16 protein-coding genes, 1 tRNA gene and 1 riboswitch are annotated in these 19,584 nt (G+C 39.3%); of the genes, 12 read left to right on the plus strand and 5 right to left on the minus strand.

The genetic code is table 11. The features are described 5' to 3' along the window. Positions 1-64 precede the first annotated feature (64 nt). Together ACIQAA_RS12420 and ACIQAA_RS12425 are read left to right on the plus strand one after the other, a co-directional pair. Positions 65-1,408 carry a GH1 family beta-glucosidase gene (locus ACIQAA_RS12420; protein WP_402619591.1) on the plus strand — a complete coding sequence of 448 codons (1,344 nt, stop codon included), beginning with the start codon at positions 65-67 and terminating at the stop codon, positions 1,406-1,408. A gap of 145 nt (positions 1,409-1,553) precedes the next feature. After that, positions 1,554-1,635: riboswitch (glycine riboswitch) on the plus strand. Positions 1,636-1,791: 156 nt separating this feature from the next. Next, positions 1,792-3,156 carry an amino acid permease gene (locus ACIQAA_RS12425; RefSeq protein WP_402619594.1) on the plus strand — a complete coding sequence of 455 codons (1,365 nt, stop codon included), beginning with the start codon at positions 1,792-1,794 and terminating at the stop codon, positions 3,154-3,156. A gap of 66 nt (positions 3,157-3,222) precedes the next feature. Here ACIQAA_RS12425 and ACIQAA_RS12430 read toward each other — a convergent pair whose 3' ends face one another. The 4 genes from ACIQAA_RS12430 to ACIQAA_RS12445 all read right to left on the minus strand — a co-directional run bounded on the left by ACIQAA_RS12430 (position 3,223) and on the right by ACIQAA_RS12445 (position 7,100). After that, positions 3,223-3,939 carry a LutC/YkgG family protein gene (locus ACIQAA_RS12430; RefSeq protein WP_402619597.1) on the minus strand — a complete coding sequence of 239 codons (717 nt, stop codon included), beginning with the start codon at positions 3,937-3,939 and terminating at the stop codon, positions 3,223-3,225. Then, positions 3,936-5,366 (minus strand): LutB/LldF family L-lactate oxidation iron-sulfur protein, encoded by a 1,431-nt coding sequence (locus ACIQAA_RS12435; protein ID WP_402619599.1) that lies wholly within the window; start codon positions 5,364-5,366, stop codon positions 3,936-3,938. The genes ACIQAA_RS12430 and ACIQAA_RS12435 overlap by 4 nt, the downstream gene beginning before the upstream one ends. Before the next feature lie 34 nt (positions 5,367-5,400). Beyond that, entirely contained in the window at positions 5,401-6,117 is a 717-nt protein-coding gene (locus ACIQAA_RS12440; protein WP_402619602.1) for a (Fe-S)-binding protein, read from the minus strand. A 245-nt stretch (positions 6,118-6,362) separates the two neighbouring features. Continuing rightward, complete coding sequence (locus ACIQAA_RS12445) at positions 6,363-7,100, minus strand: FadR/GntR family transcriptional regulator (RefSeq protein ID WP_402620266.1); 738 nt, start codon at positions 7,098-7,100, stop codon at positions 6,363-6,365. A gap of 184 nt (positions 7,101-7,284) precedes the next feature. Between ACIQAA_RS12445 and ACIQAA_RS12450 the strand changes: the two genes are divergently transcribed. From ACIQAA_RS12450 to ACIQAA_RS12465, 4 genes are all read left to right on the plus strand, one after another. Continuing rightward, entirely contained in the window at positions 7,285-7,716 is a 432-nt protein-coding gene (locus tag ACIQAA_RS12450; RefSeq protein ID WP_402619605.1) for a MarR family winged helix-turn-helix transcriptional regulator, read from the plus strand. Then, complete coding sequence (locus ACIQAA_RS12455; protein ID WP_402619607.1) at positions 7,709-8,899, plus strand: MFS transporter; 1,191 nt, start codon at positions 7,709-7,711, stop codon at positions 8,897-8,899. Before ACIQAA_RS12450 ends, ACIQAA_RS12455 begins: the two co-directional genes overlap by 8 nt. Positions 8,900-9,076: 177 nt before the next feature. Continuing rightward, a complete protein-coding gene (locus ACIQAA_RS12460; RefSeq protein ID WP_402619609.1) occupies positions 9,077-11,146 on the plus strand; it encodes a sigma-70 family RNA polymerase sigma factor in 2,070 nt (689 codons plus the stop codon). Positions 11,147-11,446: 300 nt separating this feature from the next. After that, positions 11,447-11,520: transfer RNA gene (locus ACIQAA_RS12465), tRNA-Gly, on the plus strand. A 73-nt stretch (positions 11,521-11,593) separates the two neighbouring features. On the opposite strand, the gene ACIQAA_RS12470 is transcribed toward ACIQAA_RS12465, so the two are convergent. Further along, a complete protein-coding gene (locus ACIQAA_RS12470; protein WP_402619612.1) occupies positions 11,594-12,274 on the minus strand; it encodes a B3/B4 domain-containing protein in 681 nt (226 codons plus the stop codon). Positions 12,275-12,380: 106 nt separating this feature from the next. Here ACIQAA_RS12470 and queG point away from each other — a divergent pair, with 106 nt between their 5' ends. From queG to yhbH, 6 genes are all read left to right on the plus strand, one after another. Further along, entirely contained in the window at positions 12,381-13,514 is a 1,134-nt protein-coding gene (gene queG / locus ACIQAA_RS12475) for a tRNA epoxyqueuosine(34) reductase QueG (RefSeq protein WP_402619614.1), read from the plus strand. A gap of 88 nt (positions 13,515-13,602) precedes the next feature. Beyond that, positions 13,603-14,469, plus strand: coding sequence for an amidase domain-containing protein (locus ACIQAA_RS12480; RefSeq protein ID WP_402619616.1), 867 nt, complete (start codon positions 13,603-13,605; stop codon positions 14,467-14,469). A 66-nt stretch (positions 14,470-14,535) separates the two neighbouring features. Beyond that, positions 14,536-15,009, plus strand: a complete 474-nt coding sequence (gene trmL / locus ACIQAA_RS12485; RefSeq protein WP_402619618.1) for a tRNA (uridine(34)/cytosine(34)/5-carboxymethylaminomethyluridine(34)-2'-O)-methyltransferase TrmL — start codon at positions 14,536-14,538, stop codon at positions 15,007-15,009. Between the two features lie 54 nt (positions 15,010-15,063). Next, positions 15,064-15,813 carry an oxygen-insensitive NADPH nitroreductase gene (gene nfsA / locus ACIQAA_RS12490; RefSeq protein ID WP_402619620.1) on the plus strand — a complete coding sequence of 250 codons (750 nt, stop codon included), beginning with the start codon at positions 15,064-15,066 and terminating at the stop codon, positions 15,811-15,813. A 411-nt stretch (positions 15,814-16,224) separates the two neighbouring features. Then, positions 16,225-18,120 (plus strand): PrkA family serine protein kinase, encoded by a 1,896-nt coding sequence (locus tag ACIQAA_RS12495; protein ID WP_402619623.1) that lies wholly within the window; start codon positions 16,225-16,227, stop codon positions 18,118-18,120. A 255-nt stretch (positions 18,121-18,375) separates the two neighbouring features. Next, positions 18,376-19,542, plus strand: coding sequence for a sporulation protein YhbH (gene yhbH, locus ACIQAA_RS12500; RefSeq protein WP_402619625.1), 1,167 nt, complete (start codon positions 18,376-18,378; stop codon positions 19,540-19,542). Positions 19,543-19,584: the final 42 nt, after the last annotated feature.

Below are 19,584 nucleotides of genomic sequence, written 5' to 3' on the forward strand. Positions count from 1 at the left end.
CCTCTTGAAAGGTATGTCCTTGAGATTTTCAAATTACAAAAATAGATTGATAGAGGGACTTAATATGACAATTATTCAATTTCCAAAGGACATGAAGTGGGGAACCGCTACTGCTTCTTATCAGATCGAAGGGGCAGCCTTTGAAGATGGCCGTGGACTCTCAATTTGGGATACCTTTTCCCATACACCTGGAAAGGTGGTAAATGGAGATAACGGAGACGTTGCCTGTGATTCGTACCATAGATATGAGGAAGACATTAAAATGATGAAGGAGCTGGGGATTGATACCTATCGATTTTCAGTTTCCTGGCCCCGTATTTTTCCGAATGGTACAGGTGATATCAACCGTAAGGGATTAGAATTCTATCATAAATTTGTTGATAAATTAATAGAAAATGGAATTGAACCAATGTGTACACTCTATCATTGGGATCTTCCACAAGCTTTACAAGACAAAGGCGGCTGGGCAAACCGTGATAGTGTTGAAGCTTTTGTGGAATATTCAGAGACGATGTTTAAGGAATTTAATGGGAAAATAAAAAAATGGATTACGCTAAATGAACCATTATGTATTTCATATATTGCTAATTATGCAGGTGCCCATGCGCCTGGAAATACAGACTTACAACTAGCGACCGATATTTCTCATCATCTATTGGTGGCCCATGGCCGGACTGTTCAAAAATTTAGAGAGCTTGGCATAAATGGTGAAATTGGCTATGCTCCAAATACAACATGGTTCGAACCATTTAGCAATAGGCCAGAAGATGTTGAGGCATGTTACAGAGAGATTGATCATCAAGTTAGATGGTTTATGGATCCTGTGTTTAAAGGGGAATATCCTCAGCATTTAGTGGACTGGTTTAAGGAGAAAGGTGTGGAGCTTTCTATAGAGGAAGACGATATGGAAATCATCCAACAGCCAATTGATTTTTTAGGAATTAATTATTATGCAGGTCAAATTGGACGATATAAGGAGAATACTGGGCTATTTAATTGTGAAACGGTAGAAATGGGATATGAACGTACCGATATAGGGTGGCCAGTTTATCCGGAAGGATTTTATAAAGTATTAACATATGTGACAGAAAGATATGGAAATGTACCCATTTATATTACTGAAAATGGGGCATGCTACAATGATGAGCCTGTCTTCGGCACTATAAAAGACAACAGGAGAATTAAATACCTTCAGCAGCATTTAACAGCCTTAAGCAGAGCTATAGAATCAGGAGTGAATATTAAAGGTTACTTCTTGTGGTCTATGTTGGATAATTTTGAATGGGCAGAAGGGTATAGTAAGAGGTTTGGAATTGTCCATGTTGATTTTAATACCTTAATACGTTGGAAAAAAGACAGTTATTATTGGTATAAAAAAGTGGTGGATAATAATTGGTTTGAGTATTAGGTTAATCATTTGAAAAAACAGAGTGTTATTTGTTGTTGTTGACAAAGTATTTAATTACTATTAAACTTATAAAATATTGAAAATACTATCGCAATAAAAAATTTAATAATTAGCAGCTATGAATGCTATGGATCAAACTATAGCAGGAGCAGCTTCTGGAGAGACCGCTAGAATTTTAGCGGCGCCGAAGGGTTCACAATCTCAGGCAAAAGGACAGAAGAGTACTGAATATTTATTTGTTATGCTGATATTCATTAGCATGACAACTATTATTTGTTATTCTTAGACCTAAGAGATTGGAGAACATCCAATCTCTTTTTTTTATTGGGTAAATCTATTGCTCATCGTTTCACATTAAAAGTAGTTTTAGGGAGGAATTTGTTTTGGCACAGCAAGAATTAAAGAGGGATTTAAAAAATCGGCATGTTCAATTAATTGCCATTGGCGGAACCATTGGCACTGGGTTATTTTTAGGGTCAGGTAAAGCGATACAACTGGCAGGTCCATCCATCATCTTTGCATATTTAATCGTGGGTATCGCCGTTTTTTTCGTTATGAGGGCGCTAGGGGAACTCCTGTTGTCTAAAGCAGGTTACCAATCGTTTACCGATATTGCAGAAGATTATCTTGGACCTCGGGCAGCATTTATAACAGGATGGACATATTGGTTTTGTTGGATTATGGTTGCTATGGCTGATGTTATTGCAGTTGGAGTCTATATACAATATTGGTTTGACATTCCGCAATGGGTACCTGCTATCATCTCATTAATCATTTTATTAGGACTTAATCTATTAACGGTAAAGCTTTTTGGTGAATTGGAGTTTTGGTTTGCTTTAATAAAAGTAATTACTATTCTCGTATTAATTGGTATTGGGGTTATATTGCTTGTGATGGGATTCAAGACCGATGCTGGAACGGTAACAATTCAAAATCTTTGGGAACATGGAGGACTGTTTCCGAACGGAATTTCAGGTTTCTTACTATCATTCCAAATGGTTGTATTTGCATATGTGGGAGTTGAGCTAGTGGGTGTATCGGCAGCGGAAACCTCCAATCCAGAAAAGAATATCCCATCGGCTATTAATAAAATTCCTGCAAGAATTCTTTTTTTCTACGTAGGTGCATTGATTATCCTACTATGTGTGAATCCCTGGACCCAGCTAAATGCAGCAGAAAGCCCATTTGTAAAAACATTTAGTTTGGTCGGAGTTCCTATTGCCGCAGGAATTATTAATTTTGTTGTATTAACTTCAGCCGCTTCTGCCTGCAACAGCGGTTTGTTTTCAACAAGCCGGATCCTTTTCAATTTAAGCAAAAATAATCAGGCTCCATCTAATTTTGCAAAACTGAATAGAAATTATGTACCAAGTAACGCATTATGGACATCCACGCTTGTGGTATCGGTCGGTGCGCTTTTGAGTAAACTTATTCCGGCACAAGCTTTTGGAATCGTGACAACCATTAGTGCCATTTGTTTTATTTGGGTTTGGGGTGTTATATTAATTTGTCATATAAAGTATAAGAAAACACGCCCGCAATTACATGCTAAATCAACATTTAAAGCACCATTCACACCATTTATTAATTATGCGGTCCTAACGTTGTTTGCTATGATTCTTATCATTATGCTGGCTGCCGAAGAAACACGTCCTTCCTTATTGTTGACACCTCTATGGTTTATACTATTATTTATTTTGTATTCCAATAGAGGAAAAAAGGAAAAAGATATCAAACTATCAGCATAAATGTTTTAGAAAAACAGAAAACCACCCTGCGCCGTTAGAGCAGGGTGGTTCTCCTATCCTGTCACCTTAAATATCATCTACAATGATATAGGTTGCTTTAATGGGTCCATGAACGCCAACAACTAGGATCATTTCGATGTCTGCTGAGTTGCTGGGTCCTGTGATGAAGTTAATGCAGGAGGCGATTTGTTCGCCGTTTTTTACTTTTTCATTTATGATACGGGCCGCTTGTGTCATGCGGGGAACGATGCTGCTTTTCGGGATTATTATGATGGAAGTCGCAGGTAAAAAGCTGACTGTTCTCCCTTTATCCTTGCTGCTAAAGAGAACGGCTGTGCCTGATTCCGCCAATGTTACATCACTGATCGTAATTCCGATATTTGCAGCCTCGGCCTTTGCGATATTTTCTTCGCCTTTTGTATGATCCCAAATATGAAGATCAATTCCCTCTTGAGGCCATTCTTCCTTCATTAATTTTTCGAGGCCAAATTGTGAAAAGCGTTCATCTTTCCAGGTGACAATTGGGCCGCCGCCATTGTGGTTTACCACTTCTTTTAATGAGTCAGATAGATTAGCACTTGAGGTCATGACAAAATTCGTATGGATATTTTTACATTGTTCCCGTAATACGTCCACAAGCTCATCTTGTGAGCTGCCTTTTAGAACTTCATCTTGGGGATGAAAATTCCAGATGGGTCTTTCTATTTCCATTTTTTGTTTACGGCCTAGCCGGCTGGCTATTTTTCCTAAAAATGCATCGCGATTCTGTATGGTACCTATCATGAATGATTTCCACCTTTCGGACGATTTTTAAACCAATCACGGAATCTTTCTTTATTTGGTGCAGGGAAATCCCTTGATTCTGTCCATGCTTTTAAAGGGCCCGGACCTTTTGAGATTTTTTCATCCTGCGTAAATGGCGACATTACCGGCGCTGCCAGTTTTGAACCAAATTTATAAAGAGCAGGGGAGGATGCACCAAAACCGAATGCCTTCATCAAAAGCTTTTCAGAGATCGGAGCTCGTCCTTCTTTTTCCACGATGACTTGGCGATGTTTATGAAGAAGCTGATGCAGTGGAATTTTGACCGGACATGCCTCTGTACAGGCCCCGCATAAAGTCGAGGCATAGGGTAGCTCTTTATAATCATCATATCCGCCTAGTAACGGTGATAGCACCGCACCGACAGGACCAGAATAGATGGAACCGTATGAATGGCCGCCGACATGTCGATAAACGGGACAGGCATTTACACAGGCTGCACATCGGATACATTGGAGAATGGATTGGAATTCACCGCCAAGAATGTCCGATCTGCCGTTATCTACAATGACCAGGTGAAACTCTTCTGGTCCGTCGACATCGCCGTCCTCTCTCGGGCCTGTTAACGTGGTGATATAGCTCGTCAGTTTTTGCCCGACAGCACTTCTCGTTAATAAACTAACAAGGACTTCCATCTCTTCAAAGGTTGGAACTAGTCGCTCCATTCCCATTACTGTAATTTGTGTTTTCGGTAAGGCACATACTAAATCGGCATTTCCTTCGTTTGTCACGAGGGTAATCGAGCCGGTTTCAGCGATGGCAAAATTACATCCTGTTATTCCGATATCAGCTGTCAAATATTCTTGACGCAGTTTTTCACGCGCATGTAAAGCAAGCTCTTCTGGTTTTTCTGTCTGTTGATATCCATGCTTTTCTTTAAAAACATCGCGGATTTGCTCCTTATTTTTGTGCAGCGCAGGAACAACAATGTGAGAAGGAGGTTCATGGTCATCTACTTGCAAAATGTATTCCCCTAGGTCTGTTTCAATCACCTCACAACCTAATTGCTCAAGACCTGCATTTAAATGGATTTCTTCCGTCACCATCGACTTTGATTTTACAATTTTTTTAGCACTTTTCTTTTCCGCGACATTCTTAATATACTCTGTTGCCTCTTTAGCCGTTTGAGCAAAGAAGACATGTCCTCCACGTTTGGAGACATTCTCACTTAGCTGGTATAAATAATAGTCTAGGTTTTCTAGTACATGCTGGCGGATTTCTTCCCCGTGTGAGCGCCAATCTTCCCAGTTCCCTAACTCTTCTGCAGCGCCCAAACGACGAGATTGAAATCGCCCTTGGGCACTCGAAACAGCTCCACGCATGAAGGAATCTTGAAGTCCTTTATCAACGCGGTCAGTAAACTTATCTTCGCTTATTTTCATTGACATTGGTCATCCCCCTTTTTAATACTGTAATCTTTTTTTATCGGCTGTTAAGGACTTCGGCAATATGCATGACTTTAACCGGCATGACTTTTCGGGTAATACGGCCGCCTATATTCATTAAGCAGCCAGCGTCTGCCCCGATTAATATATCTGCCCCGGTTTCTTCAACTGTACAAACCTTTTCATCAACCATTTGCTCTGAAATATTCCCCATTTTAACGGAGAAGGTCCCTCCGAATCCGCAGCATCTTTCTTTACCTGGCAGTTCGGTAAATTGTAACCCCTTAACATGACTTAATAAGGTCATCGGTGCTTGTTTGACTCCCAGTAATCTAGTCATATGACAGGAAGTGTGGAAGGTTGCATTTCCTTCTAATTTCGCACCCACATCTTCTACTTTTAACACATCGACGATAAATTCCGTGAATTCATAGGTTTTATCTGCCAGGGCTTGGGCTTTTGGCTCCCAAACAGGATCACCCTTAAAGATGTGTGGGTATTCTTTAAACATATAAGCACAGGAACCAGCTGGAGAAACCACATACTCCGCATGTTCGAAGGTAGTAATCATACTTTTCATTGCTTCTTTTGATTCTTTTACGTACCCACTGTTATAGGAAGGCTGCCCGCAGCAAATTTGTGATTCTGGATAATCAATTTCGCATCCAAGTCTTTCTAGTACTTCCACTGTTGCTTTGCCAACATCACCTTGAAACATATCTACTAAGCAAGTAGCAAAAAGTGTGACTTTCATTTTTCTCGCTCCCTTATACCTAAACTTATTTCTTTAACCCCTTATTTCAGTAAAAGTCAATCAACAGGTCATCAGATGACTTAATGATAATAAACCATATCTAATAATTAATACTATAACAAATATTTAAATAAATGAAAGTGTTCACATTTTATTTTACAAAAAAGCTCAAACTTCTGAGCTTTTTTGTAAAGGCTCTTTTCTTAATCTTTATTGCTCTGAGAGCTTAAATGCGCTTGAATTAGCTATAAATTGAATTGCTTTTCATCGGTTTCAAAAAAATATTTATTTAGAAGGCTTTCGACGTTTTCAAGATGTTCAATCATTGATATCTTTGCCTTTTCTTCGTCCATTTCTAAAATAGCATGATAGATTTTGGCATGTTCTATTGCTAAATTTTCTGTCGTGGTTTGTTTGGAGAACAACCATAAGCGCCTTGTTTCTTTCATCGTTTCGATCATAAGCTCTGACACTTGATCGAGTAAAGTGGATAATATGGGATTGCCAGCTGCAGCAGATACGGCTAAGTGAAACTGAAAGTCTGCTTTCTCCCCGAGCTCTTCATCGCCTTGGACCCGTTCCATTTCTTTGAGAGCATCGGCCATCTCTGCTAAATCATCTTCACTCCGATTTTTGGCTGCTAATGCAGCTGTGCCGGTTTCAATGATTTTTCTCACTTCTAAAAGATGGGCAACATCCGTTTTATTCATAAGGATGGCGCTTGATAGGGGGAAGGTCATTTGTTTCGCATTAAATTCCTTAACATAAGTACCTTCTCCTTGCTTCATTTCGACTAATCCCATTGCTTTCAAAGCGGATAATGCTTCACGTATAGCTGACCTGCTTACTTGAAAGTTTTCTGCCAGCTGCTGCACAGATTCAAGTTTACTCCCAGGCGGCAGTTGTCCACTGCGAATCATCTCCTGCAGAGCTTCGGTTACTTCCTCATATATTTTTTTGGGTTTTATTTGTTTATATTCCAAGCCGTCCACCTCAGTCCGATTGATATTTATATTATACATGAAAAGTGCAATAGCGCTTGCCGTTAACTCCTCGGCTGGGGTAGTTCCAAGACGTTCCCCTTGACATCTCATTCAAAAAAACTTATGGTTATCTTCGGTAACAGTTATCCATGGTAACTACTTTGTGCAGGAGGGTGAGACAGAATTGGAAGGTATTTTTCAGCGTTATTTAAGTCTGTATAGAGCACTTATAACTAAATTGAATGAACTAATGAGTCCTTATGAGCTTTCTTACTCTTTATGGCAAGTTATTTTTTATATAAAAAACAATGGACCTTCGACACTTGTAGATATTGCAAATCATTATAATGTAGAAAAACCTACCATCACGAGGAGAGTTCAACGTTTGGAAGATCTGCAACTGGTAAAGCAAATTCCGGGGATGGATAGGCGGGAAAAAGTCATTCAGTTAACAGAATTAGGAGAAGAGATTTACCAAACATGTAGAAAAAAAATAACGGATTTGGAAAATAGGGTTATGGAAGGTATCGCTAATGAAGATCAAATGATTACGTTTCAAACGCTTCCTAAGATACAGGAAAATATTATGGAAGGCGAGGGAAGCAAAAGTGAGTAAACCTAAATTATGGACAAAGGATTTTATTATTGTATCCAGCGTCAATTTTTTGTTAACGTTAGTCTTTTATTTATTAATCGTGATTATAGGTGTGTATGCGGTAGAGGAATATCATGCTTCTACAAGCCAGGCCGGGCTTGTTACAGGGATTTTTATTGTTGGGACATTAATTGGGCGTCTGTTTATTGGCCGTAGTATCGATTCAATTGGCCGTAAAAGAACGTTGTTCATTGGATTAATTCTTTATATTTTAACAACGTCTTTGTATTTTATCCATTTGGGTATCACCTTCCTGCTTATTACCCGTTTATTACATGGTATTACTCTGGGAATCGCAAGCACAGCAACAGGAACGATTGTGGCGCAGATTATTCCAAAAAGACGAAAAGGTGAAGGTATCGGCTATTACAGTATGAGTTCCACATTGTCTACAGCAATCGGACCGTTCATTGGACTATATATGAGCCAGCATACAAGTACTACATTAATTTTTAGTCTCTGTCTGGCTTTAGGAATCCTCAGTTTGATCACGGCATTTTTTGTGAATGTGCCGGCATTGGAAGGATCAACAAAGACCACTGAAATAAAAGGAGTCAAACTCTCTCATTTTATTGAGCCAAAGGCAGTTCCGATTGCATTGATTACTTTAATTATAGGTTTCTGTTACTCTAGTGTTCTTTCTTTTATTAATTTCTATGCACTTGAGATTGACCTGGTTAGTGCAGCAAGTTTCTTCTTCCTTGTGTATTCAATAGCGGTATTGATTTCGCGTCCATTTACAGGCCGTTTAATGGACGTGAAAGGGGCAAACTATGTGATGTATCCGGCATTTGTTCTCTTTACAGCTGGAATGCTGCTTTTGGGTTCAGCCCACAGCAGCATCACTTTGTTATTAGCCGGTATACTTATTGGTCTCGGATTTGGGAATATGCAGTCATGCACTCAAGCAATCGCTGTTAAGCTGACACCTCCTCAGCGTATGGGACTGGCAACGTCGACTTTCTTTATATTTCTTGACGCTGGGCTTGGATTCGGTCCTTATTTGCTTGGATTCTTCCTGCCATTTACGAGCTATAGTACTCTTTATATGATTTTAGGCGTTGTAGTGTTGGTATCTTCTGGTCTTTACTTTTTACTATACGGAAAGAAAGAAAGGGCTAGTATCAATGCTTTAGCTCGATAATAAATTTGAAGGGACATCTTGTATAAGAGATGTTCCTTCTTTATTAGAAAGGAAATCGAATCAGAAAAATGAAGCAAAAGAGGAAATATAAGTAAATTGTAGAATAATGCATATAGGAACTTTATTGAAGAGAAAACAAAAAGGTTTATAGAGAATGGTAAAGGGGGGAACACATTTATGATTCCAAAAATAGATCCCATTTCAATCACCACAATAAAAGAAAGAAGTGTGGATTCCATCGTCGATTGGTTCGATCAGCATAAACAATCATTCTATACGCTTGGTTTGTCCTATCTTAGTAATCAGCATCAAATGGAAGAGCTCTTTTACCGGTCCATTATTAAAGTCCACAAGCAATTGCCTCAATTTAAAAGTGAAACATCATTCGAAATGTGGGTTACATCCATATTCATACATACCTGTCGAGAGCTTGCTGTGGATAGAAGTTTGCTGGCTAGAGTGGAAACTGAACCTCGTCAGGATATATATAAAGCTCTAGATCAATTGAAAGTGAACGAGAAAGAAGCGATTGTCCTCACCTATGTAAAGGGAATTCCAAAGGAGGAAGTCGCACATCTTCTCCAAGTTTCCGTGGAAAAGATGAAAGACCTTTTGTTTACCGGAATCCAATCACTTAGAAACGAAATGGGGGACGGAACAACTTATAATGGCTGTAAGGAGTATCATAAGGATTACATTGATTATTTAGAAAGAACGCTGGACCGGCCGAGAAAGATTGATTTAGAGAAACATCTTTATCATTGTGAAAATTGTCAGGAGGATTTAGCAGCCTTTCAGGAGGTCATGGTAACCAGGTTAAATCTCACTGATAGGCTGGAAGATTTACATGTTCCTTCAGTTTTAATAGAGAGCATCAGAGATAGGCTGGCAGAAAAGGAAAAGAATAGACAACAGAAGAACAAGAAACGTTTAAGAAAAGGACTCATTTTTGCATGTGTATTCGCATTATTAATGAGTATAGAAGTTTTTACAGGGGTGTTTTCAAACCTCTACTATACATGGACCGAAGAGGATCACGAATTGCGTGCCTTTCTTCAACAGGACCTGGGGGAAACCCTGAACCTTGAAGCAGAAAGCAGCGGGATCAAAATAAAGATAAAAAGTGCGATTGCTGATGAAGTCCAGACGCTTATTTTTTATGAGATAGAGGATACAGATGAGGACAATCAATATGCAATCGACAATTTTGAAGGGGTTTTTGTGGAAAACCAACATGTAATCATGAACGGTGAAGGATATCTAGGCTACTATCCTCCCGACCTTGAATCGGATCTAAATAACAAAGAAAAAAACGTGTATCAAGGGAAGATTAGTCTGCTTCCACTCACAAAAGAAAACGGGACAATCAAACTGAAGATCGCAAAGCTTCAGAAATTGAATCGTGATTCCGGTGACCCTTATGGCTTTAGGGCTTACGAGAACATGGAGTATGAAACAGGGGAATGGAACTTCGAGATTCCAGTAACCAAAAATCCTTCTGTCGAATATTCATTGGATGAAGAAACAGAAGTCGAGGGAATTCCGGTTCGATTTGATAAACTAACCATTGCTCCAACAGCGACGGTTCTGCACTATGGTATTAATAATGAACAACCGGAGAAGCGGATAGACAATCTTAATGTTGACATTCTGGAAGTAAACAATAAAAAAATGAAAGCTGATATGTATGGCAGATCTTTTTTAGAAACACATCAAGTCGGAAATTGGTTTACGTTTCAAAGACATTTTGATCCTCTTTTTGGAGAAAAGCCAAAGGAGGTAACCATTCAATTGGAATCCGTTCAGTTAACGTTTAATGACCAAAAAACCATCGAACTGGATGCTACTCAGGAATATCCTCAAACCTTTGAATATGCAGGAAGTACAATCTCCATTGACAAGGTCGAGGTTGGACAGCCCACCAAAGTTGTCATCAGCGATCATAAAATTGAAAATCGTGCATATGAGACGTTCCACTTCCAAATCATGGGTGAGGATGAAAATGATATTAGTTCAATGGAGATGAGTTCTGAAGGCGTACTTATTGATAAAAACGGGGTCGAATACGATATGAATGAACCTGTCCCATATGATGAAATCGAGCAACCCCGTCATTTCATTACAGTTCAAAGCACGGAGTTACAGAGTAACACCGCAGGAGAAAAAGTAATTCCTAAAAGGCTGGAGATTTATGGATATAATGCAACAAAGTATTTGGATAATGTTATAAAGATTTTGTTGGAATAACAGAGGTTCCCTAGCAAACAGATTAAATATTTCTATTAGTATCTTTGGCAGATTTTATTATTGCTATTCCCTTGATGGTGCCCATTTAATGTATTTGAAATTTATGTAAGGAAAAATTTTATTAATGGTATTTATACTTTTACGCTGGCATATCATTAAACAATGAAGGTCCCATCGGATGTTTTTTGTTTAATGATTTTTTCGACAAAAAATGCAAAATTCCCTTGACGATAGAGAAAAAACTTTGTAAGATAGTAACTGTGTTTAAGGTCATTATATTTTGTTAATAATTATTTTTGTGCGGGTGTAGTTTAGTGGTAAAACCTCAGCCTTCCAAGCTGATGTTGTGAGTTCGATTCTCATCACCCGCTCCATACATATTACCAAACGCAGTGTATCGTTACTAGAGAACGATGCATTGCGTTTTTTTATATTTTGGCATTTTTATTAGTCGGCGCTAATCGCTTCGGCTATATTGTAGTTTGCATCACCGCCATGAATTTGTGTAAACATCTTCATCAACGATTCTGTCAGTCTTTCAGCACTTTTCACCGCTGTAGAAGGCTGTAAGTAGATGATCTGCAGCGCATTTTTGGTTGTTACCGTTACCGGTGCTCTATTGGAATCTATAAAAGGACTTCCAAATGGTCCAAGCTCGTCCGATGAGACAATCAGATTTTCTAATGAATTTTTCCGGCCATTCAATCCTAAATATTCTTCTCCTGGCTTTGCAACTTCGATCCTTATCGGTCCCTCTAATTGATCGCTGTCATAAATACCAATCGGCACTTGATATTGCAGGGAGAAAAAGTTATTGATATCAATGGCACTTTGGACTGTGGTAAGATAATTCTGTTTCTGTACTCTGCGGTATAGAGCCTCTGCAGAATGGCGATAACGATTTGGGTCTTTGCCAAATGTTTTAAAGATACTGCGCCATTCCTGAATTCCTGGCAGCTCTGTTAGATTTTTATTTTCTAAATCAAAGTAAATCGACTCTTGAAAAAGCTGCAGTCTTCCTTTTACCATTTGTGGTGAATCGCCGACGGTAATATCTTTGTATTCGATGATTCCAAGCTTAAAATTAGGAATCTTGCTGATGATTTCTGACGAAAGCTGAATTTCCAATGATTCCACCTCCAAAATTTCATGAAAATAGTTTATCATAATGAGATGTGTACCGAAAAATTAACGGCTTACTATAGATCACTTTTAAAGGGAGGGAGGTTACCGAATGAATATTGACCAATTGAAGGAGGAAGTCATTGCGTATAGTAAAACGATTGGCATAGATAAAATTGGTTTTACCACGGCAGACCCTTTCACTGAGTTGAAAAACAGATTGATTCGCCAGCAAGAACTTGGGTATCAATCCGGCTTTGAAGAACCGGATATTGAAAAACGGGTTACACCCGCATTGCATCTTCCAGAACCACGTTCCATTATTTCTATCGCTCTGGCCTATCCTTCGAAAATGAAGGTTCGTGTTGAAGGGAAAAAAGGCGAACGGAGAGGATTTTTTTCCCGTGCTTCATGGGGATTAGATTATCATCATATTTTACGAGATCGGTTAAAAAAGCTGGAGGAGTTTATTTTAGCAAAAGTCCCGGATGCTCGACTCAAATCAATGGTCGATACCGGAGAGCTTTCTGACCGTGCGGCTGCCGTGAGGGCTGGGATTGGCTGGAGCGGTAAAAACTGTGCGGTCATGACGCCGGAGTTTGGCTCTTACGTCTATCTTGGCGAAATGATTACCAGTATTCCTTTTGCTCCCGATTCACCGATGGAGGATCAATGCGGCTCCTGTACGGCTTGTATCGAAGCCTGCCCGACGGGAGCGCTGGTACAAGGCGGTCAAATTAATGCGCAGCGCTGTATCGCCTTTTTAACACAAACTAAATCCGTGATTCCTGAGGAATTTAGAGATAAGATTGGCAACCGGGTGTATGGCTGTGATTCCTGCCAGACTTCTTGTCCAGTCAATAAAGGGAAGGATTTTCACTTCCATGAGGAAATGGAGGCAGACCCCGAGATAGCCAAGCCATTACTGAGACCCATTTTAAAAATGAGCAATCGTGAATTTAAAAACAAATTTGGGTCAGCAGCAGGATCGTGGAGAGGAAAAAAGCCAATCCAGCGCAATGCCATCATCGCCCTGGCCCATTTCAAGGACGAAAGTGCTGTCCCTGATTTACTAGGTGTGTTAGAAAATGAAACTAGCTCTGTCCTAAAGGAAACCGCAGCCTGGGCTCTCGGGAAAATTGGCAGTCCAGAAGCAGTCGAAGCGCTGGAAAAGGCAGCGGCAACAGAAGCCGATTTCGAAGTGAAGAGTGAAATTGAAAAAAACTTACTAAAACTAAAGAACTAAATGAGCAGTGGACATTCTGTCTTTGCTCATTTTTTTTGATTAAATTTCCCTTATACACATATGTATGAAACAGAAGGGGGAGATGAAGGTGGATCAATCACTCCAAGAATTGTTTGATGGTCGAGTTGAACAATTTGTTTCAAAGAGTAAGAGGCAGTCTGGGAATTATGAAAAGGCCGAGCAGAAGCTAGAGTCTTTAGCAAAACGTTCAGCAGAAATCGTAAAGGTGAAGGCACGCGGGGATATTATCAATCAATCTGTGGACGGGGATTTTCAAACCGCGCTCTACCAGGTTCATTACCAATACCTGATTAGGCAAAAAGGAACGCTGTATCAAGAGGAAGAAGTAGAAGTACGAATGTGCAAGTTTTTTAAGAATGATTTGATTATGGATAAAGAAATGAATCCTTATGTGAAGCATCCTGAGTTGGAAATCACGGCAGTGGAGGCACAGGAAGAACGGATTAGTTACCGGTATAATCGCTTAAAAGCTGTTCAATATGCGGAACGCTGGTGGAATAGCTACAATCCGGCCTATAAGACGTTTGAAAACAACTGTACGAATTATATTTCGCAATGTCTTCACGCAGGCGGCGCGCCGATGAGAGGGTATCCGAACAGGGGAATAGGCTGGTGGCTCCAAAATAATAATTGGAGTTACAGCTGGACAGTGGCTCATTCGCTGCGGTTGTATTTGGCTAATTCGAAAAGCGGCTTAAGGGCAAGGGAAGTCAGCAGCCCAGATCAATTGTTATTGGGGGATGTCATCTGCTATGATTTCGAGGGAGATGGCCGTTATAACCATAACACGATCGTAACGGGTAAGGATGCATATGGAATGCCGCTCGTAAATGCAAATACGTATAACAGCCGTATGCGGTACTGGGCCTATGAAGATTCATCCGCCTACACGCCCAATATTAAATATAAATTTTTCACGATTGTGGCTGGTTAAGAAAATTTGTTTGGTATGTCGATAATGGTATAATGGTAAAAGAGTTTTTTTTATGAGGTGAGATTCTTGGCAATACATGTAGTACTATATCAGCCGCAAATACCTTCAAACACAGGAAACATTGCGAGAACCTGTGCTGGAACCGATACATCCTTACACTTGATTCGTCCATTAGGGTTTTCAACGGATGATAAAATGTTAAAGAGAGCGGGATTGGATTATTGGGAGTTCGTAAACATTGTTTATTATGATTCTCTCGATGACTTTTATCAGAAAAATGAAGGCGGAGAGTTTTTTTATATCACAAAATTCGGTGAGAAGGCTTATAGTTCCTTTGACTATAGCAATCGTGATAAAGATTATTTCTTCATTTTTGGCCGTGAAACGACCGGGCTGCCGAAAGATGTGATAGAAAATAATAAGGATGTCAGCCTGAGGATTCCGATGAACGACAATATTCGTTCCTTGAATTTATCGAACACCGCCGCGATTCTAATCTATGAAGCGTTGCGCCAGCAAGATTATGGCCATTTGAAATAAGACGTGAGAGGCCGACAAAGGCCTCTTTTTGCTAAATAGAAAGGAAGGATTTCAATGAATGAAACCATTACTACTTTATTAAATCATCGATCTATCCGTCATTTTAAGGACAAGCCGTTAAGTGATGAACAAATTAAAACAATTGTCGCAAGTGCTCAAGCTGCGTCTACATCTAGTTTTATTCAGGCCTACTCGATTATCGGCATCAAGGATAAGGAAAAAAAGAGGAGACTTGCGGAGATAGCTGGTAACCAAGAATATGTTGCAGAGAATGGTCATCTTTTTGTCTTCTGTGCAGATTTAAGCCGTCATGAATTGATTGGAGAAATGGAAGGGCAGGATGTTCTAACTTCAATTGAAAGTACAGAGAAATTTATGGTAGCGCTAATCGATGCCGCGTTAGCTGCTCAAAATGCAGCAATCGCAGCGGAATCGATGGGGCTGGGCATTTGTTACATAGGTGGAATCCGTAATAATCTGGAGGCAGTCAAGGAATTATTAAAGACACCAGAGAGAGTCATTCCTCTTTTCGGTATGACAGTTGGTTATCCGGAACGTATTAATGATCAAAAGCCAAGGCTGCCCCTTGAACATGTCTATCATGAAGAAGAATACCAACAGGATAAAGAAGTTTATTTACGTCAGCTTCAAGAATACGATCAAATCATTTCTACCTATTATGAACAGCGCACAGATGGAAAAAGAAAAGATCGCTGGACAGAGCAAATGGCGAATATGCTTGAAAAACAAACACGGATGTATATGAAGGAATTTGTTCAAAAAAACAAGATGAATCTGATATAAAAGTGTACAGTTTTTACAAAAAAGCGTACAGCTTCGCACCAAACGATACAATTCTTATAAATAATAAAGGCTGCCTACAAGGCAGCCTATTTTAATAATAACTTTATTTATTTGAACCTGGCTTATCATTATAACCTGCTGTAAAGATAGCTGCTAGAAACGCCACCATAACTAAAACAACTAGAAATGTTCCCATGCTTATGTAAAGCCTCCTTAATTTTAAGATATTTCTCTAATTAGACACATATACATTTATTATAGCCTATCTTAAAAAAATGAAAAGAGCAATATTCCAATCTTTTCTTAAAAGAAAAAAGATAGGAAGGAATACTTCAACGTTACGCATGTTCAAGTTCATTGGTGCATAGAGTATATTAATCGTCTCTGATAACGCTACAGGGGGAGGGCCTTATGGATATCCTAAAAAAAATTGAGATGTTTCGAGAAGAGGAAGAAAAGCTACGTTGGGAAGGGTCATTTGGAGATTATTTACTGTTGTTAAAAGAGAAGCCATGGGTTGCACAATCGGCACATTCACGCGTATACAATATGATCAAAGACTCTGGGATTGAGGAAGTTAAAGGAACAAAGCAATACAATTTTTTTAGTAATCAATTATTTGGCTTAGAGGAATCACTTGAAAGGCTCGTCGAGGAATACTTCCATCCTGCAGCTAAAAGGCTGGATGTAAGAAAGAGAATTCTATTATTAATGGGTCCGGTAAGTGGAGGGAAATCTACTCTTGTTACTATGCTCAAACGTGGGTTAGAGGCCTATTCTCACACGGATAGAGGCTCTGTATTCGCCATTAAAGGCTGTCCAATGCATGAAGATCCGCTTCATTTAATCCCGCATCATTTACGTCGGGATTTTTATGAAGAGTATGGTATTCGAATTGAAGGAAATCTTTCGCCATTAAATATGATGAGGCTGGAGCAGGAGTATGGCGGGAGAATTGAAGATGTGCAAGTAGAAAGAATCTTTTTCTCAGAGGATAAGCGAACTGGAATCGGAACCTTCAGCCCATCCGATCCAAAATCTCAAGATATTGCTGACTTAACTGGCAGTATCGACTTTTCCACTATTGCTGAATTTGGTTCAGAATCAGATCCACGTGCCTACCGCTTTGATGGTGAACTAAATAAAGCAAACCGTGGAATGATGGAATTCCAGGAAATGTTGAAATGTGATGAAAAATTCTTATGGCACCTCCTTTCGTTAACACAAGAAGGAAACTTTAAAGCAGGAAGGTTTGCATTAATTTCAGCAGATGAGCTGATAGTGGCGCATACGAACGAAACGGAATACCGCTCATTTATCTCGAACAAGAAGAATGAGGCCTTGCATTCTAGGATTATCGTTATGCCAATTCCGTATAATTTAAAAGTTTCACAGGAAGAAAGAATCTATGAAAAGATGATTAGTGAAAGTGATGTTTCGGATGTGCACATCGCACCGCATACATTACGCGTAGCGGCGATGTTTACGATTCTAACCCGTCTAAAAGAACCTAAAAAAGGTGATATTGACTTAGTCAAGAAAATGCGTCTTTACGACGGTGAAAACGTTGAAGGCTTTAATGCAGTTGACGTAAGTGAACTAAAGAAGGAGTATCCAGATGAAGGCATGAGCGGTATTGACCCGCGTTATGTCATAAACCGAATCTCATCTACGATCATCCGGAAAGAAGTGCCTTCTATTAATGCTTTAGATGTATTAAGATCATTAAAAGACGGACTGGATCAACATCCTTCAATCACAGCCGAACTGCGTGAGCGCTATATGAATTATATTTCGGTTGCTCGTAAAGAGTATGATAATATCGCCAAAAACGAAGTTCAAAAAGCTTTTGTTTATTCTTATGAAGAATCCGCGAAAACGTTAATGGATAATTACCTTGATAATGTTGAGGCTTATTGTAACAAAGCTAAACTTCGTGATCCATTAACTGGTGAGGAAATCAATCCAGATGAAAAATTAATGCGTTCGATTGAAGAACAAATTGGTATTTCTGAAAACGCCAAAAAAGCATTTAGGGAAGAAATCCTGATTCGAATTTCTGCCTTTGCAAGAAAAGGGAAACGATTCGATTACAACTCTCATGATAGGCTGCGTGAAGCGATTCAAAAGAAATTATTTGCTGACCTTAAAGATGTCGTGAAGATTACCACATCATCCAAAACGCCTGATGAGCAGCAGTTAAAGAAAATTAACGATGTTGTTGCTAGATTAATTGACGAACACGGCTATAACTCAACATCCGCAAACGAACTCCTGCGTTATGTAGGAAGCCTATTAAACCGTTAATTAGGAATTTCCCTAGAAAAATAGCATGGACTGGCGGAAAGATCTGCCAGTCTGTTTTTTTCAATACGAGCTAACGATGCTCGTCCATTTTTAATAGCATAAGCCCAATTGTCAAAATAATTTGTAAATTATTTGCGGTTTCTGCATAGGATAAAGTAATCAACATTATATGCATTTTTACACTCGGGTTATTTTATGACATTTGAAACAAAATGTGACTCAGGAAAATAAAAAATTCATAAGGAGGGGTTTACATTGTCTGACAATAACCATCAATTTGTGATTTCAAGAGAAGATTGGTCCCTCCACCGCAAAGGCCACGATGACCAGCAAAGGCATCAAGAAAAAGTCCAGGAGGCAATTCGAAACAATCTTCCTGACTTAATTACAGAAGAAAGTATCATTATGTCTAATGGACGCGATGTAGTGAAAATTCCAATTCGTTCACTGGACGAATATAAAATCCGCTACAATTATGACAAAAACAAACACGTGGGCCAAGGTGACGGTGAGAGCCAAGTAGGTGACGTTATTGCTCGTGACGGTTCCAATGCGCAAAAAGGTCCAGGGAAAGGGCAAGGTGCTGGGGATCAAGCCGGTGAAGATTACTTTGAAGCTGAAGTGTCATTAATGGAATTAGAAGAAGCTTTATTTAAGCAACTAGAGCTGCCAAATCTGAAAAGAAAAGAAGAACAAGAACATTTAGTAGAGAATATTGAATTCAATGATATCCGCAAAACAGGTCTAATGGGTAATATTGATAAGAAGCGTACCATGATGTCTGCATTTAAGCGAAATGCAATGAACGGAAAACCTGCCTTCCATCCTATTTACAAAGACGATTTGAAATTTAAAACGTGGAATGAAGTGATAAAACCAGATTCAAAAGCAGTCGTGATTGCTATGATGGATACGAGTGGGTCCATGGGTATATGGGAAAAGTATATGGCTAGGAGTTTCTTCTTCTGGATGACCCGCTTCTTGCGTACAAAATATGAAACGGTTGAAATAGAATTCATTGCCCATCATACAGAAGCGAAGGTTGTGACAGAGGAGGATTTCTTCTCCAAGGGTGAAAGCGGCGGAACCATCTGTTCTTCTGCATACCGTAAAGCCTTAGAAATCATTGATGCAAAATATAATCCACGAAAGTTCAACATCTATCCATTCCACTTTTCTGATGGTGACAATCTAACATCTGATAATGCTCGCTGCGTCAAGCTGGTTGAAGAACTAATGAAAGTCTCAAACATGTTTGGATATGGTGAGGTAAATCAGTATAATCGCCATTCCACATTAATGTCAGCCTACAAAAATATCAAGGATGAGCAATTCCGCTATTATATTCTCAAGCAAAAAGCGGATGTATTTCATGCGATGAAAAGCTTTTTCCAAAAAGAAGAAAATAAAATGTATGCCTAAAAAAATCGACAGGTACCATGCCTGTCGATTTCTTCTTTTTAT

It is taken from the genome of Neobacillus sp. NPDC093182 (assembly GCF_044754045.1).

Excerpts from the sequence above, each read along its gene's own strand:
- ACIQAA_RS12420 (WP_402619591.1), top strand. The coding sequence starts at position 65 with ATGACAATTATTCAATTTCCAAAGGACATGAAGTGGGGAACCGCTACT.
- ACIQAA_RS12430 (WP_402619597.1), bottom strand. The coding sequence starts at position 3,939 with ATGATAGGTACCATACAGAATCGCGATGCATTTTTAGGAAAAATAGCC.
- ACIQAA_RS12435 (WP_402619599.1), bottom strand. The coding sequence starts at position 5,366 with ATGTCAATGAAAATAAGCGAAGATAAGTTTACTGACCGCGTTGATAAA.
- ACIQAA_RS12440 (WP_402619602.1), bottom strand. The coding sequence starts at position 6,117 with ATGAAAGTCACACTTTTTGCTACTTGCTTAGTAGATATGTTTCAAGGT.
- ACIQAA_RS12460 (WP_402619609.1), top strand. The coding sequence starts at position 9,077 with ATGATTCCAAAAATAGATCCCATTTCAATCACCACAATAAAAGAAAGA.
- queG (WP_402619614.1), top strand. The coding sequence starts at position 12,381 with ATGAATATTGACCAATTGAAGGAGGAAGTCATTGCGTATAGTAAAACG.
- nfsA (WP_402619620.1), top strand. The coding sequence starts at position 15,064 with ATGAATGAAACCATTACTACTTTATTAAATCATCGATCTATCCGTCAT.
- ACIQAA_RS12495 (WP_402619623.1), top strand. The coding sequence starts at position 16,225 with ATGGATATCCTAAAAAAAATTGAGATGTTTCGAGAAGAGGAAGAAAAG.